Annotated in this window: 27 protein-coding genes; 16 read left to right on the plus strand and 11 right to left on the minus strand. The window is 42.1% G+C overall.

All coding sequences use genetic code 11. From position 1 onward, the window contains the following. Positions 1-13: 13 nt before the first annotated feature. From ABIB50_RS17515 to ABIB50_RS17530, 4 genes are all read right to left on the minus strand, one after another. Positions 14-781 (minus strand): TatD family hydrolase, encoded by a 768-nt coding sequence (locus ABIB50_RS17515; RefSeq protein ID WP_429381727.1) that lies wholly within the window; start codon positions 779-781, stop codon positions 14-16. A 62-nt stretch (positions 782-843) separates the two neighbouring features. Then, on the minus strand, positions 844-1,851 hold the full coding sequence (locus ABIB50_RS17520; protein WP_429381729.1) for an FKBP-type peptidyl-prolyl cis-trans isomerase: 1,008 nt from the start codon (positions 1,849-1,851) through the stop codon (positions 844-846). Between the two features lie 52 nt (positions 1,852-1,903). Continuing rightward, on the minus strand, positions 1,904-2,851 hold the full coding sequence (locus tag ABIB50_RS17525) for an FKBP-type peptidyl-prolyl cis-trans isomerase (RefSeq protein WP_429381731.1): 948 nt from the start codon (positions 2,849-2,851) through the stop codon (positions 1,904-1,906). A 6-nt stretch (positions 2,852-2,857) separates the two neighbouring features. After that, the gene (locus ABIB50_RS17530) at positions 2,858-3,868 is read right to left on the minus strand and encodes a DHH family phosphoesterase (protein WP_429381733.1); all 1,011 of its coding nucleotides are present in this window, start codon (positions 3,866-3,868) and stop codon (positions 2,858-2,860) included. 171 nt (positions 3,869-4,039) lie between these two features. Here ABIB50_RS17530 and ABIB50_RS17535 point away from each other — a divergent pair, with 171 nt between their 5' ends. Then, on the plus strand, positions 4,040-4,459 hold the full coding sequence (locus ABIB50_RS17535) for a nucleoside-diphosphate kinase (RefSeq protein WP_429381735.1): 420 nt from the start codon (positions 4,040-4,042) through the stop codon (positions 4,457-4,459). A gap of 170 nt (positions 4,460-4,629) precedes the next feature. Then, entirely contained in the window at positions 4,630-4,827 is a 198-nt protein-coding gene (locus ABIB50_RS17540) for a hypothetical protein (RefSeq protein WP_429381737.1), read from the plus strand. Here ABIB50_RS17540 and ABIB50_RS17545 read toward each other — a convergent pair. Both ABIB50_RS17545 and recF read right to left on the minus strand, forming a co-directional pair. After that, positions 4,814-5,104 (minus strand): DUF721 domain-containing protein, encoded by a 291-nt coding sequence (locus ABIB50_RS17545; protein WP_429381739.1) that lies wholly within the window; start codon positions 5,102-5,104, stop codon positions 4,814-4,816. The two genes, ABIB50_RS17540 and ABIB50_RS17545, sit on opposite strands and share 14 nt — an antisense overlap. Next, entirely contained in the window at positions 5,097-6,197 is a 1,101-nt protein-coding gene (recF, locus tag ABIB50_RS17550) for a DNA replication/repair protein RecF (protein WP_429381741.1), read from the minus strand. Before recF ends, ABIB50_RS17545 begins: the two co-directional genes overlap by 8 nt. A 144-nt stretch (positions 6,198-6,341) precedes the next feature. Here recF and ABIB50_RS17555 point away from each other — a divergent pair, with 144 nt between their 5' ends. The 6 genes from ABIB50_RS17555 (at position 6,342) to ABIB50_RS17580 (ending at position 10,540) form a co-directional block, all read left to right on the plus strand. Then, the gene (locus ABIB50_RS17555; protein ID WP_429381743.1) at positions 6,342-7,019 is read left to right on the plus strand and encodes a tetratricopeptide repeat protein; all 678 of its coding nucleotides are present in this window, start codon (positions 6,342-6,344) and stop codon (positions 7,017-7,019) included. An 85-nt stretch (positions 7,020-7,104) separates the two neighbouring features. Continuing rightward, positions 7,105-7,599, plus strand: a complete 495-nt coding sequence (gene ribH, locus ABIB50_RS17560; protein WP_429381745.1) for a 6,7-dimethyl-8-ribityllumazine synthase — start codon at positions 7,105-7,107, stop codon at positions 7,597-7,599. A gap of 239 nt (positions 7,600-7,838) precedes the next feature. Continuing rightward, complete coding sequence (gene ytxJ / locus ABIB50_RS17565) at positions 7,839-8,171, plus strand: bacillithiol system redox-active protein YtxJ (RefSeq protein ID WP_429381747.1); 333 nt, start codon at positions 7,839-7,841, stop codon at positions 8,169-8,171. Positions 8,172-8,261: 90 nt separating this feature from the next. Then, complete coding sequence (gene lipA / locus ABIB50_RS17570; protein ID WP_429381749.1) at positions 8,262-9,143, plus strand: lipoyl synthase; 882 nt, start codon at positions 8,262-8,264, stop codon at positions 9,141-9,143. 21 nt (positions 9,144-9,164) lie between these two features. Further along, positions 9,165-9,713, plus strand: a complete 549-nt coding sequence (locus ABIB50_RS17575; RefSeq protein ID WP_429381751.1) for an RNA polymerase sigma factor — start codon at positions 9,165-9,167, stop codon at positions 9,711-9,713. A gap of 8 nt (positions 9,714-9,721) precedes the next feature. Continuing rightward, positions 9,722-10,540: an anti-sigma factor gene (locus tag ABIB50_RS17580; protein ID WP_429381753.1), complete on the plus strand. Its 819-nt coding sequence runs from the start codon at positions 9,722-9,724 to the stop codon at positions 10,538-10,540. Between the two features lie 137 nt (positions 10,541-10,677). On the opposite strand, the gene ABIB50_RS17585 is transcribed toward ABIB50_RS17580, so the two are convergent. Beyond that, positions 10,678-12,183 carry an NAD(P)H-hydrate dehydratase gene (locus tag ABIB50_RS17585; RefSeq protein ID WP_429381755.1) on the minus strand — a complete coding sequence of 502 codons (1,506 nt, stop codon included), beginning with the start codon at positions 12,181-12,183 and terminating at the stop codon, positions 10,678-10,680. 125 nt (positions 12,184-12,308) lie between these two features. Between ABIB50_RS17585 and ABIB50_RS17590 the strand changes: the two genes are divergently transcribed. The 5 genes from ABIB50_RS17590 (at position 12,309) to infB (ending at position 20,371) form a co-directional block, all read left to right on the plus strand. Beyond that, on the plus strand, positions 12,309-14,738 hold the full coding sequence (locus ABIB50_RS17590) for a prolyl oligopeptidase family serine peptidase (protein ID WP_429381757.1): 2,430 nt from the start codon (positions 12,309-12,311) through the stop codon (positions 14,736-14,738). A 159-nt stretch (positions 14,739-14,897) separates the two neighbouring features. Further along, entirely contained in the window at positions 14,898-15,383 is a 486-nt protein-coding gene (locus tag ABIB50_RS17595) for a hypothetical protein (protein WP_429381759.1), read from the plus strand. Positions 15,384-15,513: 130 nt separating this feature from the next. After that, a complete protein-coding gene (gene rimP / locus ABIB50_RS17600) occupies positions 15,514-15,984 on the plus strand; it encodes a ribosome maturation factor RimP (protein ID WP_429381761.1) in 471 nt (156 codons plus the stop codon). Positions 15,985-16,065: 81 nt separating this feature from the next. Further along, on the plus strand, positions 16,066-17,301 hold the full coding sequence (gene nusA / locus ABIB50_RS17605) for a transcription termination factor NusA (RefSeq protein WP_230547877.1): 1,236 nt from the start codon (positions 16,066-16,068) through the stop codon (positions 17,299-17,301). Between the two features lie 61 nt (positions 17,302-17,362). Then, complete coding sequence (infB, locus tag ABIB50_RS17610) at positions 17,363-20,371, plus strand: translation initiation factor IF-2 (protein WP_429381763.1); 3,009 nt, start codon at positions 17,363-17,365, stop codon at positions 20,369-20,371. A gap of 159 nt (positions 20,372-20,530) precedes the next feature. On the opposite strand, the gene ABIB50_RS17615 is transcribed toward infB, so the two are convergent. From ABIB50_RS17615 to ABIB50_RS17625, 3 genes are read right to left on the minus strand one after another with little or no spacing between them, the layout of a single operon-like run. Then, positions 20,531-21,205 carry a metal-dependent hydrolase gene (locus ABIB50_RS17615; RefSeq protein WP_429381765.1) on the minus strand — a complete coding sequence of 225 codons (675 nt, stop codon included), beginning with the start codon at positions 21,203-21,205 and terminating at the stop codon, positions 20,531-20,533. Between the two features lie 11 nt (positions 21,206-21,216). Beyond that, the gene (locus ABIB50_RS17620; RefSeq protein WP_429381766.1) at positions 21,217-21,522 is read right to left on the minus strand and encodes a YbaB/EbfC family nucleoid-associated protein; all 306 of its coding nucleotides are present in this window, start codon (positions 21,520-21,522) and stop codon (positions 21,217-21,219) included. Between the two features lie 39 nt (positions 21,523-21,561). Continuing rightward, entirely contained in the window at positions 21,562-22,890 is a 1,329-nt protein-coding gene (locus ABIB50_RS17625; RefSeq protein ID WP_429381770.1) for a serine hydrolase domain-containing protein, read from the minus strand. Between the two features lie 138 nt (positions 22,891-23,028). On the opposite strand from ABIB50_RS17625, the gene ABIB50_RS17630 reads away from it, so the two are divergent. The 3 genes from ABIB50_RS17630 to ABIB50_RS17640 are packed head-to-tail and all read left to right on the plus strand — an operon-like array spanning position 23,029 to position 25,465. Beyond that, complete coding sequence (locus ABIB50_RS17630) at positions 23,029-24,063, plus strand: tetratricopeptide repeat protein (protein WP_429381772.1); 1,035 nt, start codon at positions 23,029-23,031, stop codon at positions 24,061-24,063. 13 nt (positions 24,064-24,076) lie between these two features. Next, a complete protein-coding gene (locus ABIB50_RS17635; protein ID WP_429381774.1) occupies positions 24,077-24,961 on the plus strand; it encodes a tetratricopeptide repeat protein in 885 nt (294 codons plus the stop codon). A gap of 57 nt (positions 24,962-25,018) precedes the next feature. Next, the gene (locus ABIB50_RS17640) at positions 25,019-25,465 is read left to right on the plus strand and encodes a GNAT family N-acetyltransferase (RefSeq protein WP_429381775.1); all 447 of its coding nucleotides are present in this window, start codon (positions 25,019-25,021) and stop codon (positions 25,463-25,465) included. Here ABIB50_RS17640 and ABIB50_RS17645 read toward each other — a convergent pair. Continuing rightward, entirely contained in the window at positions 25,462-26,235 is a 774-nt protein-coding gene (locus ABIB50_RS17645) for a LytR/AlgR family response regulator transcription factor (RefSeq protein ID WP_429381776.1), read from the minus strand. The genes ABIB50_RS17640 and ABIB50_RS17645 overlap by 4 nt on opposite strands. Positions 26,236-26,237: the final 2 nt, after the last annotated feature.

The following is a 26,237-nucleotide window of genomic DNA, read 5'->3' on the forward strand; positions in this document are numbered from 1 at the left end:
ATATTAAACTGGTTTATACACCGAAAATTTTCTTCGAGTTCGCTGTGGTTATATCGGCCACGGTAGCTACATCTGTTTGATACAGTTCGGCTACTTTTTGTGCGATATAAATCAAATACGAACTTTCGTTAGGTTTTCCTCTATGTGGAACGGGGGCAAGATACGGAGAATCTGTTTCTAAAACGATATGGCTTAAATCAAATTGGGGTAAAATTTTGTCCAGCCCGGCGTTTTTATAAGTCACTACACCGCCTATGCCTAAATAAAAACCCAGATCAATGGCACGTTGTGCTTGTTCCGCATTACCCGTAAAGCAATGGAATATCCCGTGCAGGTCATCATCATTTTCTTCTTCCAACACCTTAAATACTTCATCAAAAGCCGCGCGGCAGTGTATAACAATAGGTAGCTTTAATGATTTTGCCCAGTTGATTTGCTCTATAAAAGCTTTTATCTGTATATCTAAAGTGGTTTTATCCCAATACAGGTCAATCCCAATTTCGCCAATGGCGTATATGGTATTGTTTTTTTTGCTGGCGCGGATAATGGCCAGTTCTTCCTCCCACCCCTCTTTAACCGAGCAGGGGTGCATTCCTAACATGGGGTAGCACATACCGGGATATTGATTAACCAAACCAAAAACCTGCGGCACGGAGGCTGCATCAACATTTGGTAAAAACAATCGCTTAACATCATTATCAATACAACGCTGTATCAGTTCGGCACGTTTAACATCGTCGCCCTGGTAGTATAAATGGGTGTGCGTATCCGTAAGTATCATGCTACAAAATTAAAAAAGCCTTTCGGTTTATCCGAAAGGCTCTCTATTATATCTCCTATTAGTTATTGTTTCTTTTTTGTTGCAACAGGCTTTTTAGCAACTGCCTTTTTTGCAACCGGTTTCTTGGCTGTTGATGCAACAGGTTTACTGCTTACCGCACTTGTTTTAACGCGGTTAACTTTTACCAATTCAACATCAAATACCAAAGTGCTAAAACCCGGCAAATCCGGACCGGAAGGGTCAGGGCCATAAGCTAACTTTGACGGTATAATAAGCATAGCTTTACCCCCTTCGTTTATCAACTGTAATCCCTCCTGCCAGCCGGCAATTATACCCTGGCTTCCAATTACAAAAGTTAATGGTTCATAAACACGGCCCGGCTGCTGTAAACCACCCGCTTTAGCAACAGCTTCTATACTGCTATCAAACACTTTACCTGCAAGTGTATGCCCAACATAGTTTACAACTACCGTATCGCCCACAGCAGGTTTAGGTTTAGTACCCATTTTTGTAATTTTATACTTTAAACCGGATGCAGTGGTAGTTACCGCCAGTTTATGATCTGCAACATATTTATCAGCAATAACGGCTTCCTGCGCTTCTATTTTCGCAGCTTCTTCTTTTGCTGCAGCCATAGCCTTGTCCCGGTCGGCCATAGCTTCGGTTAAAGATTGCACCTTAATTATTTTAATTAAAATAAGCAGGTTACTGCCTTTAGGTAAAAAAGGGGGGCGATGATCTTCCTGTGCTTTAAAAATGGTATCAGTTGGTACTTTAACCAATACACTATCATTTAAAGCCAGTAACGGGAAAATATCCATCAAATCGCCCTGTGCCTGCACCTGCGCCTGCGCCGGCCGGCCAGTTTGGTAGGTGCTGGATAGTAACGAGTCCTTATCGGTTTTCTGTGTTACGTGGAAAGTGATAACATCGCCTATTTTTATCTTGTCGCCGGTATTATTTGCAAGTATTTTGTACTGTGTGCCTTTTACGCTGGGCTTAAAACCATCCTGCGCGTTAGCTTTAACTGCTAATACCGTAATTAAAATATATAAAAAGTATTTTTTCATAATTAAAAAAGCCTTCCTTGTAGCAAGGAAGGCTGTATAAAGTTAATTTATATTATTTTTTTGCAGCAGTTGCGGGTGCTGCGGTTCCTCCTTTAGGGTGTATAATGTCTATAACTTCCAAATCAAATCTGGTTGCTGCATAGCCTGGTATAGGGCCGCCACCTGTAGCGCCATAAGCAAGGCTTGACGGAACAATGATAGTATATTTTGTGCCTTTATTTACCAACAGGAAGCTTTGATCCATACCCGGTATAACTCTTTTGGCACCAACAGCCACACGCATAGGTGCATATGGGCGTTGCTCCAAACCAGGAAGCTTAGCTTTTGCTGCCTCTTCTTTAACACTGGTATCAAAAACTTTTCCGTTAAGCAAACTGCCTGTGTAATTTACAACTACTGTATCTCCATTTTGAGTTAACGGGCCTGCTCCGGGTTTATTTATAACATAGTATAGGCCAGAGTCGGTTTTTGTAACGTTCAATTTCTTGTCGGCAATATAATTTTTGATCTTAACCGGCTCAAGGGTTTTTTCAGCCGTAGTAAGGTCTGTCATATACTTTGTAATCGTCGACTGAAAAACAGCATCAGTCATGGTACCTTTAGGTATTACTTTAATGATCTTTACATCGTATATAATAAATTTACCTTTAAAGCCCGGTGGTTTTGGCTGTCTTTTAAATATGGTATCAGCAGAAAGTTTAATAGAAGCGCTATCGCCTTCGGTTAATAATTTTACGCCGTCAAAAATATCACCTTTAAATTGTGGTTTAGGCAAGATCATAGGGCTTGGGCGGCCTTGGTCATAAGTACTTAATAACACGGAGTCGGCATCATTTTTAATTACAAGGTTAGCCAACACAAAATCACCTTCTTTAATTTTTGGACCGGATTTGTCTGTATATATATTATATAACAATCCGTTATCGCCCTTTTTGTATCCACCATTACAGCTTGCCAGTCCTATAGCGACAAGCGTTAAACACATCAGTTTTCTTTTCATTTTTTATTATTGAATTAACAGTTTTTTATATTTGGGTAAAATTAGTTTAAATTGATTTACAACCTCTTGCAAGCTTGCCGAAGATTGTCCTCCGGCTGCATTTCTGTGGCCGCCGCCGCTAAAGTACAATTTACAAATCTCATTTGCAGGAAAATCGCCCTTTGATCGTAAGGAAAGTTTTACCTTATCATCTCTTTCAACTATAAAGGCAGCTAACCGTATGCTTGCAATTGATAACGCGTAATTAACTATGCCTTCTGTATCGCCGGTATTAACGTCGTATTTTTCAATATCTTGTTTATTAACGGTAATAACTGCGGTATTAAATTCAGGCAGCACTTCAAGGCAATTAGTCAGGCAATGGCCCAAAAAGCGCAGCCGGTTTTCGGACGCGCTATTATATACCAGCTCATGTATGCGTGAATTAGGAGCGCCGGCATCAATCAAATCGGCAACAACCCTGTGTACGGTTGATGTAGTATTAGGCAGCCTGAATGATGCAGAATCTGTCATTATACCGGTATACAGGCAGGTAGCTACATCTTTATTTATAAGCGCTTTGTTATTAAGAATGTCCACAATAAAGCTATATACCAATTGCGCAGCAGCGCAGGCGTTTATATCCCAATGGCGGTAATCATCAAAATCCTCAGGTTCGAGGTGATGATCTATCATTATTTTATAGGCTTTTGCCGCGCGTACCAATTCGCCCATGTCATTAATGCGGCTCAGGTTATTAAAGTCGAGGCAAAAAATCAGATCAGCATCAGCAATTAATATGGCTGCTTCTTCTTTTTTATCGGTATAGATCATAACCTCCTGGTTACCCGGCATCCAACTCAAAAAGTCGGGATAATCTGTCGGGGTAATTACGGTGGTATGATGCCCTTGCTGTATTAAATAATTATATAAGCCTAATGACGAACCCATAGCATCCCCATCAGGTTTATGATGGGTTGTGATAACTATTTTTTGGGGTGTTGCTAAAAGATTATTAAGCGCGGTAATATCCAACATCAATTTTTAAAAAAGAGTTGCAAAGCTATGTAAATAAATATTAAAGCATTCATAAATTAATGAAAAAAGCTTTAGCGTTCGGTTGCAAAACCCTACTTTTGCACAATATTTTACAAAATGGGGATCATACATATGCCCCAAAACGGGATAAAACCCCAAATAAAAACACAAATGGCAAGTAATAGAACATTTACAATGATTAAACCCGATGCTGTTGCCAATGGCCACATCGGTGCAATTTTAGATAAGATCACCAAAAACGGATTTAAAATAGTTGCTTTAAAACTTACGTCGTTAAGCGCCGAAAAAGCAGGCGAATTTTATGCAGTACACAAAGAGCGTGGATTTTACAATGACCTGGTTTCTTTTATGTCATCAGGCCCTATTGTGGCAGCTATATTAGAGAAAGAAAACGCTATCGAAGATTTCCGTAAGTTGATTGGCGCTACCGATCCGTCTAAAGCAGAGCCGGGAACTATCCGCAACCTGTTTGCAAAATCAATTGATGCAAACGCGGTTCACGGGTCAGACTCTGACGAAAATGCTGAAATTGAAGGAAATTTTTACTTCTCAGCTTTCGAGAGAGTTTAAAAATTTCTCCATACGAAAAACGGTTTCTAAAAGTTTCGATTTTTTCGGATTTTTAGAAACTTTTTTTGTTTTACGCTTGCATCCAGCTAATTAATTAATAGTTTTACATTATGATGCCGTTAGGATGGTACGATAGTTGCCTTACTTATTTGCAATCAAACAAAACAAAGATGAAACCGATACTCAAATTATTACTTTACATTTTTATTATAGCGGTAGTGGTATTGGTTCATGCCTTATTTTTTATTCATCACCCGCCAGAAGTACAACTTGCGTTTTTAACGCCGGGTATTACTTTAATTGGCTATTCAATTATTCGTGATGATTTCTATAAGAAGCCTACGTTGCGCACGGCTAGAGGAAGATAATCTCTTCAATTAATACGCTTTTAGCTTCATTATTAATTTTCTCGATTATCTGCGAGCGGATCATTGTGAGTTCGTTTTTTATTACCGACGACTCAATACGTAGAAAAAGTTTCTTATCGTGTATAAATAATTCCTTAGTACGATTGGCTACCGATTTCCCCACAAGTTGGGGCCATTGCGCTAAAATACCCGTTTCATCAAACTTGCGTTTAATTTTATAAACCTGCATCATTTGCTCTATCGCCTCTTTAAGCGATTTATCATTAGCTTTACGCATCTATTGCTCCCTCTATTACTTTAAATATACGGATAGGTACATTCATACCGTCAAAAATATTTCTTACACGCGCATCGCTGGTATCTGTAATAAACACCTGCCCAAAATCATTATTTGATACCATTTGCATGAGCTTGGTAACGCGTTTATCGTCAAGCTTATCAAAAATATCATCAAGCAACAACAAGGGTTTAAATCCTTTTTGCTGATCAAGAAAACTATACTGAGCAAGCTTAAGGGCAATTAAAAAAGATTTTTGCTGCCCCTGCGATCCAAACTTTTTCATGGGCATGCCGTGGATAGTAAACTGCAGCTCATCCTTATGTATCCCCATTGTGGTACGTTCCAGCACGCGGTCGCGCTCCATGCTCTTTTTAAGCAACGTGGCAAAATCGTCATTAAGCAATTGCGACTCATATATAAACTCCACCTGCTCGGCATTATCGCTTAAAAACTGGTAGTGTTTATTAAATATAGTAGTGAAGGTTTCCATAAAGGCACGGCGCTTATTAAATATGCGGTTACCTGATACCATCAGCTGTTCGTCCAAAACCTCCAGCAAACTGGGGTCATATCGCCCCGTATCAGCAATTAGCTTTAAAAGCGCATTGCGATTGGTTAATACCTTATTATATATTATCAGTTCATCAAGATAGTGGTTATCCGTTTGCGATATAACATTATCAATAAACTTGCGCCGCTCTTCACTGCCTTCTATAATAATACTAATATCGTATGGCGATACCATAACCAGCGGCAGTAAACCAATATGATCGGCCAGGCGCTGATAATCTTTCTTATTGCGTTTAAATTGTTTTTTTTGATTGCGCTTTACCGAGCAAGCCACAGCTTCCTGCTGTTCGTTCTTGCTAAATTGCCCGGTGATGATGAAAAAGTCGGTGCCTTGTTTTATCTGCTGGCTATCAATGGGGTTAAAATAACTTTTGCATAACGACAGGTAATGGATAGCATCAAGCAAATTAGTTTTACCAGCGCCATTATTACCCAAAAAAGCGTTTACCCCTTCGCTAAAAGATAGTTCGGCTTCTTCATAGTTCTTGAAATTAATTACTGACAGTTGTTTAAGATACATAAGGATGCACCAAATTTAGCAATTACCCTAATGCTTTTTAAGCTTATAACACATTAAAAAAATCGGTGTCATTTATTAGTAAAAAAACCTGTTGCTAAAACTTTATAAAAAGTGTAGTTTTGCAACCTTTAATTTAGAATAGAAATGTCAAAAACACCCGAAGCTACTACTGTACAGGTAAAAGACGACAACCTTGCACAAGTAAGTAAATTTACACGCGAGAATCAAAAAAGCTTAATATTTATAGCTTCGGCTATAGTTGCGATGATATTAGTTTATGTACTTTACCAAAAATTATATTTAGCGCCGAGAGAAGCTAAAGCTGCCGACCAAATGGCCATGGCGCAAGATTTTTGGGCAAAGAAAGATTGGGACAAAGCCATTAAAGGCGATGCCGGCTATCCTGGCTTTGAAAAAATAGTTACCGAATACAGCAATACAAAATCTGCAAACCTGGCTTGTTTTTACTTAGGTGTTGCCTACTTAAACAAAGGCGAATACCGTAAAGCTATAGAGAACCTTAACAACTACCGTGGCGATGATGCAATGGCTGCAGCTGAAGCTTTTGGCAGTACAGGTGATGCTTACGTTGAGTTAAAAGATTACGGCAATGCCGCGTCATATTTCAAAAAGGCGGTTGATAAAGCAAGCAACAACTTTTTATCGCCATTATACTTAAAGAAATTAGGCTTGGTTTACGAGGCACAAAACGACAACAAATCTGCCGCCGACGCTTATAAATCTATCAAAACAGACTACCCAACCAGCGCTGAAGCTCAAAATATAGAAGAGTACATTGCTCGTGTAGAAGCAAAATTATAAATTAGAGACCAGAGGTTAGTGATTAGAGATTAGTAATTAATTGATAGTAACTAACCTCTGATCACTTATCTCTAATCACTCAAAAATGGCAACTCAGCTTAAAAACTTATCAGACTTTTCGGCTATAACCATCCCCTCGGCTGCGCCATATAGCTTTGGCATTGTGGTTGCCGAATGGAACACCGAGATAACCGGTGCATTATATGAAGGTGCCCATAAAAGCCTTTTAGCACATGGTGCCCTTGCTTACAATATCCATACCTACGCGGTGCCCGGCAGCTTTGAACTAACGTCAGGCGCTGACCTGCTTTTAAAAAATGGCGGGTTTGATGCAATAATTTGCTTAGGCTGCGTTATACAGGGAGAAACGAGGCATTTTGATTTTATTTGCGACGCAGTAGCTAACGGATTAAGTAATGTTGCTATAAAGTATTCAAAACCTGTTATATTTGGTGTATTAACTACCGACAATCAGCAACAGGCTGTTGACAGGGCCGGTGGCAAACATGGCAACAAGGGCGACGAAGCAGCGATAACAGCCATAAAAATGGCCGATCTTGCTAAAACTTTAAAAGGTTAATTTTCGTATAATTAGAAATAATATAGATATTAGTAAAATGAGAAAAGCAATATATATAGCACTTCTGGCATTAACCCTGGGTAGCGTCATCTCTTCATGCTCAAGTAAAATTTGTCCTGCTTATAGCTCTTATCCAAAAGGAGGCAGATAATCCATCTTTTTTTCGGGCTTTCTTGAAACAATTATTTGTTTGACTTTGTAATTACTTAGAAGGCAATTGGCATTCTTATCTTTGCAGTATGATGACGTGGATACAATTAGAGTCGGCAGAGCAGCTGAATAATATTAAACAACAACCCGGCTATAGCTTAATTTTTAAACACAGCACCCGTTGCTCCATCAGCATGATGGCCAAAAGGCGATTTGAGTTAGACTGGGAGAACCTTCCCGAAGAAATGCCCTTGTATTTTTTAGACCTGATACAGCACCGTGATATATCAAGCCAGGTGGCACAAACATTCCAGGTGCACCACGAATCACCCCAATTATTATTAATTAAAGACGGCGAGTGCATACTTGACCAATCGCACGGCGAGATCTCTGTGGATGAGACTTTATTAGAGATTAGTTAATCGGTAATTAGAGATTAGGTTGATGACTATCAGTAAATCTCGATTACTAATCACTAACCTCTAATCACCAAATATTATTACTTTTGTTTCATGATTGAATTGCCGGTAGTACCTGTTGAACAAAAACAACGCAAGCCTGATTGGCTTAGGGTAAAGCTTCCTGTAGGGAAAGAGTATGCCCATGTGCGTGGTTTGGTTGATACGCATAAGCTGCATACCATTTGCGAAAGCGGTAATTGCCCTAATATGGGCGAGTGCTGGGGCGCAGGTACAGCTACTTTCATGATATTGGGTAATATCTGCACCCGCTCATGCTCGTTTTGCGCTGTCGCAACCGGCAGGCCATTGGCTGTTGATATGGACGAGCCCAATCGCGTAGCTAATTCTGTTAAGTTAATGCAGGTTAAGCATTGCGTAATAACCTCGGTTGATCGTGATGACCTGAAAGACGGCGGTTCTATTATCTGGGCCGAAACTATTAATGCTATCCGCACGGAAAGCCCCGAAACTACTTTAGAAACCTTACTGCCAGATTTTAGGGGACAATGGGATAATCTTGCCCGGGTATTAGAGACCCGCCCTGAAGTAGTATCGCATAATTTGGAAACGGTAAGGCGCCTTACCAAAGAGGTACGCATACAGGCAAAATACGACCGCAGTCTGGAGGCATTAAAGCAGGTATCAGCGGCAGGTTTACGTACAAAATCGGGTATTATGTTGGGACTGGGCGAGAAAGAAGAAGATGTTTTAGAAGCAATGGATGACCTGTTTGCAGCGGGTGTACATATATTGACATTAGGCCAATATTTACAGCCAACACGCAGTCATCACCCGGTGGTGGATTGGATTCATCCGGATCAATTTGCTTTTTACAAACAAATTGGCCTTGATAAGGGTTTTAAGTATGTTGAGAGCGGGCCGCTGGTGCGTTCATCATATCATGCTGAAAAACACTTATTTGAATTCCAATAATTCCTTTATATCTTCACCAACTTGAGTAAGAAAAAAATAACCCTTTCAGAAGAAGAGCTGGTGCTTGCGCTAAAAAACCGCGAAAAAATAGCGGTTGAAGCGTTGTACGATATGTATTCGGCATCGCTATTTGGTGTAATATCGCGCATTGTTATTGATGAGGCTACATCTGAAGATGTTTTACAGGAAACCTTCGTAAAGATCTGGCACTCCTTTCCAAGTTATAGTGCCGACAAGGGCCGCTTGTTTACCTGGATGGTAAACATAGCGCGTAACCTATCAATAGATAAACTAAGATCGAAGGATTTTAGGAATCAAAACAAAAACCAAGAGCTGGAAAACAACGTAACTTTCATAGACGAACAAAGAAACACAGTATACAAGCCTGAGTTATTGGGAATAAAGGATCTGGTGCAGAAACTTAAGCCCGAGCAAAAATCCATCCTTGATCTGGTATATTTTAAAGGTTACACCCATGTGGAAGCCGCCGACGAACTCGGCATACCGCTTGGCACCATTAAAACACGCTTGCGGATGGCAATAATTGAACTTAGGAAGAATTTTAATTGAGAGCCGAAGTGGACGACATAAAAACATTTATTGAATCAGGGATCTTGGAACTTTACGTTCTGGGGGACATCACTCCGGCAGAAAAACAGCAGGTTGAGGTGATGGTTCAAAAACATCCGGTTGTGGGGGCAGAATTAGAGGAGATGGAAAAGGCGCTGGAATCGTACGCATTAGCCAATGCAATGCAACCTTCAGAAAATCAACGCGGTAAAATATTAAACAGCCTGGTTACTAACTTAGCCGACGATAGTACTTTTAAATCTAAAAAAGAAGAAGCTACCGTTGTAGCTATGCCGGCACAACAAACTAACAATTTTTACAAATATGCTTTTGCCGCAAGCGTGGCCCTGTTAATAGCCAGCACTATTGCGTTATATAGTTTAAACACCCAACTGCAACAGAAAAAAGAGGAATTAGTAGCTATGAATACCCAAAACCAACGCTTTAGCAAAACTGTTGGTTACATGGATGAGCAATTAAGCATTTTTAGGGATACCAGCTATAAAGTATTAAGATTAAAAGGAACCAAAAACCTGCCTGCAGGCAATGTATTAGTTGCCTGGAGCCCTGCTAAAAAGAAAGTAATGCTTGACCTAAAATCGTTGGATATGCCGGTCAATGATAAAGAACATCAATACCAGTTATGGGCATTAGTTGGTGGCAAGCCGGTTGACCTGGGCGTATTTGATAAATTAGACAACGACACGCTGGATATGAAGCAGATGAAACCTATTGCCTTAGCCCAAGCTTTCGCCGTAACCCGCGAACCGAGAGGCGGCAGCGTTAACCCAACCATGAACGAAATGATGCTTATTGGGCAATTTTAACAAAATTTAACATTATACATTGTAACTAATCGATACCCACATACGTCTTATAGAAAACAAAGCAAGTATTAGTTCTTTATAAGATCAGTTAATAAGTTAATTAAAAAGAGGCCGTATAATACTTGCGGCCTCTTTTTTTATGCTAGTAATTTTGCCATTGTTATGGGTAATTGTTTGGCAAGCTGCCCCGGCAAAACTACGTTCATTCTATGTGATAGCGCTAATTCGTCGCCTGCTTTACCGTGTAGATATACGCCAATAATACAAGCCTCCTCGGATGTATATTTTTGAGCTAGCAACGAAGCGATAATCCCGGTCAGCACATCGCCCATGCCGCCTGTTGCCATTGCAGGGTTACTTGTAGAATTAAAGCAGACCTTTCCTCCGGGGGTAGCCACCAACGTATAATCATTTTTTAAAACGATATAAATATTATGCTTCTTAGCCATTTCAATACTACGTTGCAGCCTTTGCCACCAGTTTGCATGTTTACCAAACAGGCGGTCAAATTCTTTCATATGTGGCGTTAATATGCTGCCGGCCGGCACCTTTTTCCAAAGCGCGGGGTTTTCGGCTAATACGTTTAAAGCATCAGCATCAATAACCATTGGGCTTTTATAATTATCAAAAGCTTCTGTCAGCAAAGCTAATGTGGTTTTATCTTTACCTAAACCAGGCCCTATAGCTATGGCGGTAAATTTATCCCATTCAACCTTAGGTGGTTCATCGCCTTTTCTAACTATCGCCATAATTTCGGGCAGGTAAGAGTTTAAAGCCGTAAGCCCGCTTTCGGGGACACAAGCGGTAGTTAACCCGGCACCGGCATATACACTGCCGGCCGAACTTAACAGCGCGGCGCCCATCGTTTCGCGTTGGCCGGCTATGATCAAAGCATGTCCGTAAGTCCCTTTATTGCTGAAATGGCCGCGAGGTTTCACTAATTTTTTAATATCCTTATCCGTTACAAATTGATAAGGCGACTTCAATCCTTGTATAAATTGCTCATCCAAATTAATATTTACTACCTCCCAGCATTTAATATGCGGTGCAGATTCGGGCAGTAAAAAATTGATCTTTGGTTGCTGAAAGGTGATAACCAGGTCGGCCTTTATAGCGGTCGCGTCTTTTTCCATTTCGCCATCGGTAAAAAAGCCTGTCGGCACATCAACTGCCACTACTGTTTTGTTAGCTTCGTTTATAAATTCGGCTAATCTTTTATAGTCTCCCGCTAAAGGCTTATTTAAGCCACTGCCTAATAGTGCATCAATAATAATTTCACTTTTTTCGGCAGGGAATAAACCATCAGGTTTAAGCTCGCGGAAGTCTAAACCCATGTGTTTAATGCGCGCAAGATTAGCTTCAAAATCAGGCGAAGACTTTTCTGAGAACCGCGCTATCTTAATATCGATATTAAAGTATTTGTGGCCATACAGCATGCGGGCAATGGCCAAACCATCGCCGCCATTATTGCCTGTGCCGCAATAAACACTGATAGCTAAATTCTTATCCGGGAAATGATTGATGAACCAACCCACAAACGCCTTTGATGCACGCTCCATTAAGTTTACAGAACTTATAGGCTCGTTAGCAATAGTATGGGCATCCGCTTCGCGGATCTGTTGGGCAGTTAGTAAGGATAGCATAGGATATAAATTTAAACTTTATATCTTTTGTTTTAATAATAGTTTTTGAACAGGCCTCCCGGCAAAACCTCCATACCATAAATTCGCTATAAACTCTTAAATTGCACTAAACTATTCCCAACACAATGAAAGTACTTTTTACCCTTTTGCTGATCCCTGTTTGCTCGGTTACCTTCGCTCAAAAGCTGGAGACCCTTACTGTCGAAAAAATAATGCGCGATCCAAAATGGATGGGCGTGGCCCCATCGGCTATCCGCTGGAGCAATGACAGCAGGAACATTTATTTTAACTGGAACCCTACCGGCGCAGATCGTGATGAACTATATACCATAACGCCTACGAACACCAAGCCCGGGAAGGTCAGCATAGCCGATCAGCGTAATATTACACCTGAGCGGGCTACCTGGAATAAAAAGCATACTGCCATACTCTACGCCAAAAACGGTGACATCTATCTTACCGATATTAAAACTAATAAAACACAACAGCTAACCAACACGGTCGAAATTGAAGGCGGCGCAACGTTCAACGGCGACGAAAGCAAGGTGCTGTTTACGCGGGGCGATAACTTGTACTCGCTTAAATTAAACGGCGGCGAACTGGTGCAGCTAACCAACTTTACGCATGCCGCAGCAGGCGTTGCTCCTGCTGTTATAGTTGGCCCTCCGGCCGGAAGGCGTGGCGGTGGTGGACAAGGCGCTGCAGCCGGCGCACGTGTGCAATCAACCGGCAATGCGCAGGATAGGTGGTTAAGGGCACAACAACTGGAACTATTCGATATCATAAAAGTAAATGACAAAAACCGCAAGCTGGACTCGGCCGCCCGCAAGGATCTTGAGGTTAAACGGCTAAAAGACATAGCGGTAGGCGACCAGCAGGTTAACAGCGTGACACTAAGCCCCGATGGCCGTTTTATAACCTATACCTTAGTAAAGCCAGCTACCGATGTTAAGAGCGCAATTGTACCAAATTATGTAACCGCTTCTGGTTTTACAGAGGATATCCTTAACCGCACCAAAGTTGGTGTGGCGCAGGATAGCTATGAATCGTTCGTATTTGATACGCAGCGCGATACGGTTTATAAAATAAACACAAGTACCATTCCGGGTATCAAGGATATCCCCGCATATTTTAAAGATTACCCTAAAGAACTGGAGCGCCGCACAAAGCTTAACGAAGACAGGAAAGTGTTTATGCGATCAACCTATTGGAACGAGGATGGGAAGTATGCGGTGGTAGTAATAAGCGCTCAGGATAACAAGGACCGCTGGATAATGAAACTTGACCCAACAACCGGAGCTTTAGCTATACTGGACCGCGAGCATAACGATGCGTGGGTGGGCGGCGCAGGGTCGCGCAATTTTGGGTGGTTGGATAATACGCACTTTTATTATGAAAGCGAGGCCAGTGGCTATGCTCATATATATGTAGCCGATGTAACCGATGGCAGCAAAAAGCAACTTACCACCGGCAATTGGGAGGTACAAACCCTGCAATTATCAAACGACAAAAAGACGTTCTACATTACTGCCAATGTCGAGCATCCGGGTATAACGCACTTTTACCGCCTGCCGGTTACAGGTGGCGTGCCTGTTAAATTAACCTCAATGAAAGGCGGCAATGTGGTTGCCCTATCGCCTGATGAAAAATGGCTGGCTGTCAATTACTCGTATGCCAACAAACCGGGCGAACTGTACGTGCAAGCCAATAAAGCCGGCGCGGCACCGGTACAGGTTACTAACTCGACAACCGAAGAGTTTAAATCATACCCATGGAAGGACCCGCAACTGATCACCTTTAAAAACCGTTATGGCAGCGATGTTTACGCGCATTTATACCTGCCTGCAAAACCAGATCCGGCTAAGCCTGCAGTGGTGTTTGTGCATGGCGCGGGCTACCTGCAAAATGTAACCTATGGCTGGAGCAGCAGCTATTTCCGCGAGTATATGTTTAACAACATGCTGGCCGACAATGGGTATACCGTATTAGATGTTGATTACTCGGGCAGCGCAGGTTATGGCCGCGACTGGCGCACCGCTATCTATCGCCATATGGGTGGCAAGGACCTAACCGACCAGGTTGATGGTGTAAAAATGCTGGTTGAGAAATATGGTGTCAATCCTAAACATGTGGGTCTATATGGCGGCTCGTACGGTGGCTTTATAACCTTGATGGCCTTGTTTACCGAACCTGATGTATTTGCAGCCGGCGGCGCTATCCGGTCGGTAACCGACTGGGCGCATTATAACCATGGCTATACCGACAATATCCTGAATGAGCCATATAATGACGAGAAAGCGTATCGCCTAAGTTCGCCCATTTACTTTGCCGATGGCTTAAAAGGCAATTTGTTAATGCTGCATGGCATGATCGATCAGAATGTAAACTACCAGGATATCATCCGTCTTACTCAAAAACTGATAGAGCTGCACAAAGATAATTGGGAGCTGGCATCATACCCGGTAGAAGACCACGGGTTTGTACAGCCAAGCAGTTGGACAGATGAGTACAAGCGCATCTATAAGTTGTTTGAGCAAAATTTAAAGGCAAAGTGATCCATTTTAAAAAGCGGATCACCTGGATCACCATTTTTGACTAAATATCTGTAAATTAATAATTTAGGGTTTTGATCGGATCACTTTGGATCACTCTTATTCGTCAGGTTTTTTAAGTATATTTTTTAATTAATATATTGATAATCAAGCAACTGAAAAATGACCATTTTTTATCAATTTTTTAAGGGTGGATCACTAAAAGTGGATCACCCTGGATCACCCCGGGAATGGGCAAAATATGGCGTGCTTTTACTCGCGTTTTGTTTCGGTTGCAGGCCTACACCGTCTGCAACACTCGTGCATATCAGTCTTACAGACAGCAACAAATCCCTAAAAATAACCGGCATCGACCCGTTAATATTAAATGACATTAACCGCGATACCATTAAAAACTGGCAAAGCCTTTTCGCAATCTATCGCCTGCCGGCAGATACGGATGCAAAGGATTATCAGCCTATCCAACCCGGCCAATATCAGCTCAAAGACAGCGCTGTAGTGTTTACACCCGATACGGCTTTTGTAAAGCAACAAACCTATTTTATGCGCTATTATAATTATGCCGGCAATAAAAGTATCTGGGACTATATACGGGGTAAAACCACCAAAGGGCAATTACATTATACCGATTTGATTTTTAAGCAATAAAGGCTTTGAGGATTTCATAATATTCACTATATTTGCATCAAATTAAGACTGAGGGGGCCATTTGCCCCCTCTTTTAGTTTCCTCCCGATAGCCATCGGGACATTCCGGTAACGGAAAAATAGAGGCGGATATGAATATTGAAAAAAGGGTTGTTGAACTGGTTGAAGAGAAGATCGCTGAGATAGAGCGGCCCGACCTGTTTTTAGTTAGTGCTAAATTATTGCCTAACGGAAAACTGATGATACTGGTTGATGGTGATAACGGAATTGGAATAGCCGAGTGCGCGCAGATAAGCCGTTATGTAGGTTTTAAGCTGGAAGAAGAGGATGTGATAAAAACAGCCTATAACCTTGAGGTTTCATCGCCGGGGATTGATTTCCAGCTGAGCATGACAAGGCAGTACACCAAAAACATAGGGCGCGACCTGGCCATTAAAATGACGGATGGCAGCAAACGCGAAGGTACTTTAACGGCAATAACAGAAGACGCCGTTATGATTGACGAAACAATAAAAGAAAAAGGGAAAAAGGCTACAGTTATTGAAAGCGTTATCCCGATAGAGCAAATAACAGAAACAAAAGTTGTAATATCATTTAAGTAAGAACCATCATGGGCCGCTCAATAAAAATTAAGCCCATGATAGCTTCATTACCTTTATAAAAACAATTAATTTCAATGAAAAATGAGCAATATTAATTTAATTGATTCTTTCCAGGAATTCAAAGATTTCAAAAACATCGATCGTCCAACGATGATGAGCGTGCTGGAAGACGTTTTCAGAAGCATGATCCGTAAAAAATACGGAACTGACGAAAACTGTGACGTAATTGTAAACACCGACAATGGTGACTTGGAGATTTGGCGCACACGTGTGGTAATGGAAGATGGGTTTAGTGAGGATGATGACCTGGAGATTGAGTTAAAAGAAGCAAAAACGCTTGATCCGGACCTGGAAGTTGGCGATGATTATATCGAGCTGATTACTTTAGAGAGCTTTGGCCGCCGTGCAATTTTAGCCGCACGCCAGACACTGGTATCTAAAATTCTGGAATTAGAGAAAGACGAGATCTTCAAAAAATATAAAGACCGCGTTGGCGAGATTGTTACCGGTGAGGTTTACCAGGTTTGGAAAAAAGAAACTTTGGTTTTGGATGATGAAGGCAACGAGCTTTTATTACCGAAAACAGAGCAGATCCCGGCTGATTACTTTAAAAAAGGTGATAGCGTAAAAGCTATTGTTTACAAAGTAGATATGCTGAACAGCAACCCTAAGATCATTATATCACGTACCGCCCCTGAATTTTTACAGCGTTTATTTGAACTTGAAGTTCCGGAGATATTTGATGGTTTGATCACGATCAAGAAGATTGTACGCGAGCCGGGCGAAAGAGCCAAGGTAGCTGTAGAATCATACGATGACCGTATTGACCCGGTAGGTGCCTGCGTAGGTATGAAAGGATCACGTATCCACGGTATCGTACGCGAATTGAAGAATGAAAATATAGATGTTATAAACTATACCAACAATATCCAGTTATACATACAACGTGCTTTATCGCCGGCTAAGATCACCTCTATTAAGTTAGACGATGAGAAAAAAACAGCTGCAGTATACTTAAAGCCCGACCAGGTATCATTAGCTATTGGCCGTGGTGGCCATAACATTAAGCTGGCAGGTAAATTGACCGGTTACGAAATTGATGTTTACCGCGAGGCAGATGAGCACGATGAGGATGTGGATATTGAAGAATTTTCTGACGAAATTGAAAGCTGGATCCTTGACGAATTTAAGCGTATTGGTTTAGATACAGCAAAATCAGTTTTAGCATTAACCGTAGGCGAACTGGTTAAACGTACAGATTTAGAAGAGGAAACAGTAAAAGAAGTGCTATCAATATTGCAGGCAGAATTTGAATAAAAGGAATTAAGCAAAATTAAAATCGTATTTTTGCATAAATAAGCAGAGAAAGTTATAATAAATGTCAGAAGACAAATCAATAAAATTAATAAAAGCAGTAAAAGAGCTTAACATTGGTATGGGTACCATTGTTGATTTTTTAGCTACGAAAGGCTATAAGGTTGATAAACAACCTATGGCGAAGCTGGATAACGACATGTACAGTGCCTTGTTAAAGGAATTTGCTGTTGATAAAAGCATTAAGGAAGAAGCCAAGCAGATCAGTATCGGCAAGATACGTAAAGAAGAAGCTACGGCTATTCCTGACAGGCCGGCTGAGACCCGCCGTTCAAGGGATTTCGAGAACGAAGAGATCCTGATAAAGAACGCCGGTAACTTTACCGCGCCACCAACGCCAACGCCAGCTGCGGTTGAAACACCGAAGCCGGAACCAGCTCCTGCCCCGGCTCCAACACCTGCAAAGGTTGAGGAGAATAGCGGTGATTCGCTTCCGGGCGTGAAAATTGTAGGTAAAATAGACCTTAACAATTTAGGTGGCAAACCGGCTGAAAAGGCTAAAGAGGAAGCTCCGAAGCCAGAGCCAGTTGCCGAGGTTAAAAAAGAAGTTGTTCCTGAAGCGCCAAAAGCCGAAGAGGTAAAAGCACCCGAACCAGTTGCCGAAGTTAAAAAAGAAGTTGCTCCTGAAGCCCCAAAAGTCGAAGAAGTGAAAGCACCTGTAGTAGCCTCCCCTCCTGCCGTACCAACACCAGCTGCTGGTACAGGTGATGAAGAAGGTGGCGACCCGGATGTGATAAGAGCTAAAGCCGAGCGTTTAAGCGGCCCTAACATTATTGGTAAGATAACTTTACCTGTTACACCAAAACGTAACCCGGTAGCGTCATCATCAAACACCAACGCCGATCATAAACGCAAACGTAAACGTAAAGACGGACCAGGCCAGGGGCCGGGTGGTAATAATACACCTAACCAACAGCAAGGTACTAATCCTGCCGCTGGTGGTAACGCGCCGCAAGGTGGTGGTGGCGCCAATAACGCCAACCGCCCTGATTTCAGGAACCGTCCGAACAATACCGGTAGTGGTTACCAGGGCAATCGCCCTAATAATAACTTTAACCGTAATACACCGGCAAATACCGGCCCTAAAGAAGAACCATCTGAAAAGGATATACAAGATCAAATTAAGGCTACCCTTGCCCGTTTAAGCGGCGCTGGTAAGTCTGGTAAATTTGCTCAGCGTGCCAAGTTCCGTCGTCAAAAACGTGATGACGTTGCTGCTACTGCCGATGAACTGGCAATGGAGCAGGATGCACAATCAAAAGTATTAAAGGTTACAGAGTTTGTTACGGCTAATGAGTTAGCTATAATGATGGATGTATCTGTTACGCAGATCATCTCAACCTGCATGAGCCTTGGTATGTTCGTATCTATCAACCAGCGTTTGGATGCCGAAACACTAAGCATTGTTGCTGACGAGTTTGGTTACCAGGTTGAGTTTGTTAAACCACAGGATGAAGAGTTTATCCTTGATCAGCCGGATGCTCCGGAAGATCTGGTTCCCCGTGCACCGATAGTAACTATCATGGGGCACGTAGATCATGGTAAAACATCATTGCTTGATTTTATCCGCAAAACCAACGTAATAGGTGGTGAAGCAGGTGGTATAACCCAGCACATTGGTGCCTACGAAGTAACTTTACCTGATAACAAAGGAAAAATAACATTCCTGGATACACCGGGACACGAAGCGTTTACCGCTATGCGTGCCAGGGGTGCACAGGTAACAGATATTGTAATTATTGTTATTGCTGCTGACGATAGCGTGATGCCGCAAACCCGCGAGGCCATAAACCACGCGCAGGCTGCCGGTGCACCAATTATCTTCGCATTCAATAAGATTGACCGCCCGGGCGCTAACGCAGATAAGGTGCGTGAGCAACTATCAGCCATGAATATTTTGGTTGAAGAGTGGGGTGGTAAATATCAAACACAAGAGATCTCAGCAAAAACAGGCTTAAATATCGAACTGCTTTTAGAAAAAGTATTGTTAGAGGCCGAATTGTTGGAGCTGAAAGCTAACCCTAATAAACGTGCCGTAGGTACTGTTATTGAGGCTGCTTTAGATAAAGGCCGTGGTATTGTTACCACCATATTGGTACAAGCCGGCCGCTTAAAAGTAGGTGACCCGATATTAGCCGGTTGCTATAGCGGACGCGTAAAAGCGTTAACTAACGAACGTGGCCAAAGGGTTGAATCTGCAGGCCCGTCAACACCGGTACAGGTGTTGGGTATGCAGGGCGCGCCTACAGCGGGTGATAAATTTAACGTGTTAGAGACCGAGGTTGAAGCACGCGAAATTGCCAACAAACGCTTACAATTACAACGCGAGCAGGGCTTACGTACTCAAAAACACATCACCCTTGATGAGATCGGCCGTCGTTTAGCGGTTGGTAACTTTAAGGAGCTGAACATTATTGTTAAAGGTGACGTGGATGGTTCAATAGAAGCGTTATCCGATTCGTTATTGAAATTATCAACCGAGCAGATCCAGGTTAACGTGATATCAAAAGCAGTTGGTCAGATCTCAGAATCAGACGTATTGCTGGCATCAGCATCTGATGCGATCATCATTGGTTTCCAGGTACGCCCTTCAGGTGGTGCCCGTAAACTGGCCGAGGCCGAACAAATTGATATCCGCCTATACTCTATCATCTATGATGCGATCAACGAGATCAAGGCAGCGATGGAAGGTATGTTGGCGCCAACATTCGAAGAGAAAATTGTTGCTAACGTAGAGATCCGCGAAACATTCAAGATCAGCAAGGTAGGTACCATTGCAGGTTGTATGGTGTTAGATGGTAAAATTACCCGTAACAGCAAGATCCGTATTGTACGTGAAGGTGTTGTTATTTACACCGGCGAACTGGCTTCATTAAAACGTTTCAAAGACGATGTAAAAGAAGTATCGGCCAACTACGAGTGCGGATTGAACATCCAAAACTTTAATAACATTGAAGTAGGCGACATTGTTGAAGCTTACGAAAACGTAGAAGTTAAACGCAAGTTGGCTTAATATAAGACGCGAAATTTTTGCGTCTCTACATAAAAAAGGCTCGCTGAAATCAGCGAGCTTTTTTTATATTTGTCATTCTGAGCGTAGCGAAGAATCTGCAAACTTTGCAATCGCCGCATGGCAGACCCTTCGCTACGCTCAGGGTGACAATTATGTCCTTTACAACACAATCTCTTCTCCAATAGCCGGCAGCTTAATATTTATACCTGCTTTAATAAACTTAGCAACCGCTTCGTCTTCGTCAATTTCAATAACCGGGAAGGTATCGTAATGCACCCCGATAACGTTTTTGCAGTTAAAAAAATCGGTTGATTTGATGGCATCATCAACGCCCATAGTATAGTTGTCGCCGATAGGCAGGAACGCCCAGTCCAGGTTCTCATCCGCCAATAGTTTCATGTCATAGGTTAGGGCGGTATCGCCGGCGTAGTAGATTTTTTTACCTTCCGCGTACAACACAAACCCGGCAGGGTTACCACCAGCTGCGCCGTCAGGCATGGTGCTTGAGTGTACTGCATTAACCATTTTAACCCGGCCAAATTCAAAGTTAAACCCGCCGCCAATGTTCATACCATGCGCCTCGATGCCTTGTTTACCCAGCCAATTTGCTATCTCGGCAATGCAGATAACTTTTGCACCGCTGCTTTTTTGGATAGCAACCAGGTCGGCAACATGGTCGCCATGCCCGTGCGATACCAGGATATAATCAGGCTTTAAACTATGGATATCAATATCCTTAGCCGCAGGGTTAGGCGTAATAAAGGGATCGAACAAAAGCTTCTTGCCCCCGGTTTCAATCATGATGGTTGATTGCCCGTAATAGGTAGTTTTCATAACATTAAGTTTTATTTGTTAAACATCCCGCCCAGGCCACCAAACATATCTTTGGTAACAGCAGCCATTTCGCTTTGGCTAACGTTATCGGCCTGCTCCATGGCTTTGTTAATGGCTATTACCAGCAACTCTTCTATCTCTTCCTTATCGGCATCTTTAAAAAAATCAGCATCAATGTTTATAGATTGAATGACCTTGTTACCGGTAGCATTAACGCTTATTTTACCACCCTCGGCTGCGCCGGTTACAGTGATATTATCAAGCCTTTGTTTTACCTCGCCGGCCTTTGCCTGTACTTCAAATAGTTTATCGAACATGTTAACTCCTTTATCTTTTTATAGAACAGTATTTACAGCTTAGTGTTTATGCGCTTTGTGCTTTTTAACGGCGCTGTGTTTGGCTACCGGTTCTTTCTTCTGTTTTTTAACGGGCTGCCTTTTCTTTTCTACGGTAGGGGCCTGTGCTTGTTCATCCTCTTCCTCGCCGCTACGGCCGTAAGCCCCTGCGCGTATTACGGGCATTCCGGTCATTTTAAACAGATCATCAAGGTGCAGCAGGCTGCCGTTAGTCATATTATCCAGCAATATAATCACTACATCTTCCTTCATATCGCGCAGAAAGTTATGGCGAAAGCCATGCCACCAGCCGGTATGGTAAACCACTTTTTCGTTAGGCGCCTCAAACAAATGCCAGCCATAACCATACCCGAAATGACCATTTTTTAACGGCACACGATTGGTATAAGCTGAATCCTGCGTGACCTGTTTAATGAGCTTTCCGGCACGCAGCGCACGATCGTATAGGAAAAGATCGCCCACGGTACTATATATACCTTTATCGCCAACAGGCCCGTCCAGGTAGTTTTGCGCTACCGAGTACCGCCAACTGTTACGATCGTGCCCCAATACCTTGGTAGGTATTTTATCGTAAGTGGCCTTGGAATAAACATTGGTATGTTTCATGCCGGCCGGCAGAAAAACGTTCTGCATCATATAATCGGCATACGACATATGTGTAGCCTTCTCTATAATAGAGCCCAGCACCATAAAGTTGGAGTTGTTATAATGATAACCTTTGTCGGGCACGTTATAACGTGCAGGTTTGTACTGAGCCAGTAAGTCCATCATTTGCTGGTTGGTAACACCTTTCTTCTGGTCGCGGTGTTCTTTGCGGAAAACGTCATCGATAGCATATACATAATTGGGCAGGCCTGAACGGTGCGTAAGCAGCATGCGGATAGTTACGCCATGATATGGGAAATTGGGGAAAAACTGCTGCACGGAGTCGTTAAGGCGCAGCTTGCCCCGCTCTATTAATTGTAGAATGGCAGTCGACGTCATAGTTTTGCTGATGGACGCCAGTTCAAACTGAGAGTTGAGCGTCAGGCTATCCTGGTGTGGATAGTTAGCCCAGCCGAAAGCATTTTGGTAAATTATCTTTCCTTTTTTTGCCACCAGTACGTTACCGTTAAACCCCGCTGCTGTGTGCAGGTGCTGCATAAAAGCATCTATCTGTTTATCTGCATTTTTAGGGTTATAGGCCAACAAAGCTTTAATGTCCAGGGGTTTACTTTTTTCGGCCGGGCTAAAAACTGAGCCGCCGTTTTCGCCGGGGGTAGATGAGCATGATGCTAATACAAGCAGGGTAGTAGTAAAAGCAAACAAGCTTTGTTTCAATAATTTCATAAATAATATACTATCGCGGTAACCGACTGCGAAAATTGCAAAATATAACCCGCGTTGAAATTAAAGTTTTAAACATTTTTATTGTTTTAGTTGATAACGTTGCTAAATTTAAAATACATAAATCCTACTCTTAAAATTATGCAAACCTATCACAAGTCAATCTTAACATTGTTATTGCTTTTTTGTTCGGTAACAATATTTGCGCAAAACAATAAAGCCAATTTAGACACCTTAATGGTGCAGGGCACAAAACTGCATAATCAGGGTAAATATGCAGAGGCCATTGAAAAGTATGCAGAAGTGCTAAAAGCCGATCCTGAGAATGGATTTGCTAATTACGAAACCGCGTTTTCATTATATGCACAAAAAAAGCCGCAGGACGCCATACCTTATTTAGAAAAAGTGGTAAAAACCAACAACGAAAATTTAAATGTGGCTGCATTATGCCTTTTGGCAAGTATTTATGATGGCGACCATCAAACCCAAAAAGCTGTTGACAATTACGAAAAGGGCATAAAAATAAACCCGAACTACCCCCAGATATATTATAACCTTAGCCTTACTTATTTAAGAAACAACCAGTACGACCTGGCAGAAAAAAATATCATTGAAGCATTAAAGCGTAATCCTAATCATATCGGTAATCTATCTGTCTATGCCCTGTCTGCTTATCGGCAAAACAAAAAAGTTAATGCGCTAATGGCTTTTTGTAGCGTAATATCACTTGGAAGTACTACACCAACTGCGGCATCTGCATTTAACAATATCCAGAACATTTTAAATGGCAGCAGTATTAACCAGGACGGAAAAACGACCATTAATATATCGCCAAATGATGCCCAGGAAACATCTACATTAAACCTGGGATTATCCATGGTTACAATATCGGCTAAAACAAAGAATTTACAGGGTGCTGATCTGTTAACCGATGAATTGACCACACTGTTTAAATTAACCGGCGAACTGGCTGAAAAGAAAACTGAAAAGACTTTTTTCGATCTGTTTTTTGCAGACTATTATTATAAATTAGCGCAGACAGAATATATGCCGGCCTTTGCCCGCTTAATGGCTATTAACACCGACCGCGACGGCACAGCTAAGTGGGGTAAAGAAAACATGGCCCAGTTAACCGGTATGGCGCAGTGGTTGCACAATACACCAAGGAAATTTTAATTATATCAGTAAAATGCTATCCTACTCAAAAACACTTTTGATACTGCTGCTATTTTGTTGCTCGACAACCTTATTTGCTCAAGATCGCCAAACCGACGACCCTGCCACAAACTACAAAGCTGCATTAGCATTAGTTGACGCTGGTAAAGCCCCCGAAGGTATTCCTTATTTAGAGAAAGTTTTAAAAACGCAATCAACCTATACCAATGCGGCTTATAGTTTATTGGGCAGCATTTATGATAAAAATAACCAGCCCGATAAAGCTATCGCCATTTATAATGAGGGGTTAAAAGCCTACCCGAAGGATCAGAACCTATACTTTAATTTAGGCATAGCCGATTTCCGCGCCAAGCTATATGCCGATGCCGAGCTGGCCGCCATTGAAGCTATAAAGCTCGACCCCAAACATGCCAACAGCCAGCGCCTCTACGGACTGGTTACCTTCCACCAAAACAAAAGGTTGAATGCTTTGATGGCCTTTTGCAGTTTTTTATTGCTGGAGCCCAACGGCCAGCGTACTGAAGAAGCCGCCACCAACCTGCAAAGCATCCTTAAAGGCGGCGTATTAAAAGCTGATGGGCCGGGGAAACTTTCTGTGGCCCAGGCAGCAGAAAATGCTAAATCAAATGCTATTATAAGCGGCGCTATAGCATCCGCCCAGTCAAAAAATTTAGCCGGAACCGTATTAATGGAGTACCAGCTTAAAACCATATTTACCCAAGCCGGGCTGGCATCAACCAAAAAATCCGATAAAACTTTTTTTGATAAATTTTATGTCGATTACTTTTACAAACTCGCACAAAGTGGTAATGTGCCGGGCCTGGCTAAGCTAATTGCTGATAAAGCTGTTGATGCTAAGTTGATGGATTGGGTTAAGGGGGCAGAAAGAGTTTATTGATACTTTCTGTAAGGAATCTTTACCTACCCCGACTATAATGCTATTTAAAGCATTATAATGAACCACAATATCATAATAGTAAAAATAACTTCCGTCCAAACACTTGAGCGATGTGCCGCAATATATCCGTCGGCATACAATACCGAACCGTGGAACGACAACTGGACATACACAACCGCATTGGCCCTTTTAACCTGCTATTATAACACTCCTGAATTTAGGGGTTGGGTAGCTCTTCAGGATGGTAAAATAATCGGTTGTGCAATTGGTAATATAGAGCCTTATTATAGCGGTGATATCTTTATTTTAAAAGAGGTATTTGTTGCTGCTGAAGCCCAAAACCTGGGAGTTGGAAGAGACCTGCTGGCGACAATGAAAGAGAACCTGGAAACAATAAACATTAAAATGATCATTTTATCCACGCGTACACCAATTATTGATTTCTACAGCAAGTCGGGGTTTAAGGTAATGGATGATGTAAGCACAATGGTTTATGCTTATTAAACAGTTCCTTTTTTATTCCTTACCAATTCACCCGTTAATATGTCTTTTAGCTTACCCCGCTTAGCTTTTGATATCGGTATTTTGGTGTTATCTGTTAACAGCAGGCTCCCGCCATCTTCATTCAACCAGCTTTTAATGTATTGCATGTTTACCAGGTGAGATTGGTGCGTGCGCAGAAAATTATGTTCGGTTAATATGTCGGCATATTCTTTCAGCGTTTTAGAGGTTAGCAGTTGTTCGCCTTGCGTAAGCATAAAACGGGTGTAGGTATTATCGGCCTCACAGCGGATAATATCGTTTAGGTTTACATACCGGGTTTCGCCAAACATCGGTAGTGCTATGCGCGGACGGGTTTTGTTTTCGTCTTTTAAATAATCCAACAGATAGCCCAGGCGTTCGTTCTTTTGCTTTTGGGCGATAGCCTTTCTGGCTTTATCAATCGCAATAACCAACTCGTCAATGTCAACCGGTTTTAACAGGTAATCCAGCGCGGCAAACTTTACTGCCTGGATACCATACTGATCATAAGCAGTGACAAAAATTATCTCGAAATCAATCGCGTCTAACTGTTTCAACAATTCAAACCCCGATCTATCATGCAATTGGATATCCAAAAACAGCAATTGCGGCCGGTGTTGACGGATGGCTTTTACAGCCTCATCCACATCGCCAGCTACGGCGCAAACCGTTACATCCGCTGCATAAATTTTCATTAAATGCTGCAGGTTTTCCTGGTTTGATGTTTCATCGTCGACAATTAGCGCCTTCATTT

Origin of the sequence: Mucilaginibacter sp. UYCu711, assembly GCF_050433825.1 — a bacterium.
Lineage (GTDB): Bacteria > Bacteroidota > Bacteroidia > Sphingobacteriales > Sphingobacteriaceae > Mucilaginibacter.

What these genes read in the sequence shown, in the direction of transcription:
- ABIB50_RS17625 (WP_429381770.1), bottom strand. Translation starts at nt 22,890, where the DNA reads ATGAAATTATTGAAACAAAGCTTGTTTGCTTTTACTACTACCCTGCTT.
- ABIB50_RS17640 (WP_429381775.1), top strand. Translation starts at nt 25,019, where the DNA reads ATGAACCACAATATCATAATAGTAAAAATAACTTCCGTCCAAACACTT.
- ABIB50_RS17590 (WP_429381757.1), top strand. Translation starts at nt 12,309, where the DNA reads ATGAAAGTACTTTTTACCCTTTTGCTGATCCCTGTTTGCTCGGTTACC.
- nusA (WP_230547877.1), top strand. Translation starts at nt 16,066, where the DNA reads ATGAGCAATATTAATTTAATTGATTCTTTCCAGGAATTCAAAGATTTC.
- infB (WP_429381763.1), top strand. Translation starts at nt 17,363, where the DNA reads ATGTCAGAAGACAAATCAATAAAATTAATAAAAGCAGTAAAAGAGCTT.
- ribH (WP_429381745.1), top strand. Translation starts at nt 7,105, where the DNA reads ATGGCAACTCAGCTTAAAAACTTATCAGACTTTTCGGCTATAACCATC.
- ytxJ (WP_429381747.1), top strand. Translation starts at nt 7,839, where the DNA reads ATGATGACGTGGATACAATTAGAGTCGGCAGAGCAGCTGAATAATATT.
- ABIB50_RS17530 (WP_429381733.1), bottom strand. Translation starts at nt 3,868, where the DNA reads ATGTTGGATATTACCGCGCTTAATAATCTTTTAGCAACACCCCAAAAA.
- ABIB50_RS17525 (WP_429381731.1), bottom strand. Translation starts at nt 2,851, where the DNA reads ATGAAAAGAAAACTGATGTGTTTAACGCTTGTCGCTATAGGACTGGCA.
- ABIB50_RS17520 (WP_429381729.1), bottom strand. Translation starts at nt 1,851, where the DNA reads ATGAAAAAATACTTTTTATATATTTTAATTACGGTATTAGCAGTTAAA.
- lipA (WP_429381749.1), top strand. Translation starts at nt 8,262, where the DNA reads ATGATTGAATTGCCGGTAGTACCTGTTGAACAAAAACAACGCAAGCCT.
- ABIB50_RS17515 (WP_429381727.1), bottom strand. Translation starts at nt 781, where the DNA reads ATGATACTTACGGATACGCACACCCATTTATACTACCAGGGCGACGAT.
- ABIB50_RS17620 (WP_429381766.1), bottom strand. Translation starts at nt 21,522, where the DNA reads ATGTTCGATAAACTATTTGAAGTACAGGCAAAGGCCGGCGAGGTAAAA.
- ABIB50_RS17615 (WP_429381765.1), bottom strand. Translation starts at nt 21,205, where the DNA reads ATGAAAACTACCTATTACGGGCAATCAACCATCATGATTGAAACCGGG.
- ABIB50_RS17535 (WP_429381735.1), top strand. Translation starts at nt 4,040, where the DNA reads ATGGCAAGTAATAGAACATTTACAATGATTAAACCCGATGCTGTTGCC.
- ABIB50_RS17635 (WP_429381774.1), top strand. Translation starts at nt 24,077, where the DNA reads ATGCTATCCTACTCAAAAACACTTTTGATACTGCTGCTATTTTGTTGC.
- ABIB50_RS17595 (WP_429381759.1), top strand. Translation starts at nt 14,898, where the DNA reads ATGACCATTTTTTATCAATTTTTTAAGGGTGGATCACTAAAAGTGGAT.
- ABIB50_RS17630 (WP_429381772.1), top strand. Translation starts at nt 23,029, where the DNA reads ATGCAAACCTATCACAAGTCAATCTTAACATTGTTATTGCTTTTTTGT.
- recF (WP_429381741.1), bottom strand. Translation starts at nt 6,197, where the DNA reads ATGTATCTTAAACAACTGTCAGTAATTAATTTCAAGAACTATGAAGAA.
- ABIB50_RS17540 (WP_429381737.1), top strand. Translation starts at nt 4,630, where the DNA reads ATGAAACCGATACTCAAATTATTACTTTACATTTTTATTATAGCGGTA.
- rimP (WP_429381761.1), top strand. Translation starts at nt 15,514, where the DNA reads ATGAATATTGAAAAAAGGGTTGTTGAACTGGTTGAAGAGAAGATCGCT.
- ABIB50_RS17545 (WP_429381739.1), bottom strand. Translation starts at nt 5,104, where the DNA reads ATGCGTAAAGCTAATGATAAATCGCTTAAAGAGGCGATAGAGCAAATG.
- ABIB50_RS17645 (WP_429381776.1), bottom strand. Translation starts at nt 26,235, where the DNA reads ATGAAGGCGCTAATTGTCGACGATGAAACATCAAACCAGGAAAACCTG.
- ABIB50_RS17555 (WP_429381743.1), top strand. Translation starts at nt 6,342, where the DNA reads ATGTCAAAAACACCCGAAGCTACTACTGTACAGGTAAAAGACGACAAC.
- ABIB50_RS17585 (WP_429381755.1), bottom strand. Translation starts at nt 12,183, where the DNA reads ATGCTATCCTTACTAACTGCCCAACAGATCCGCGAAGCGGATGCCCAT.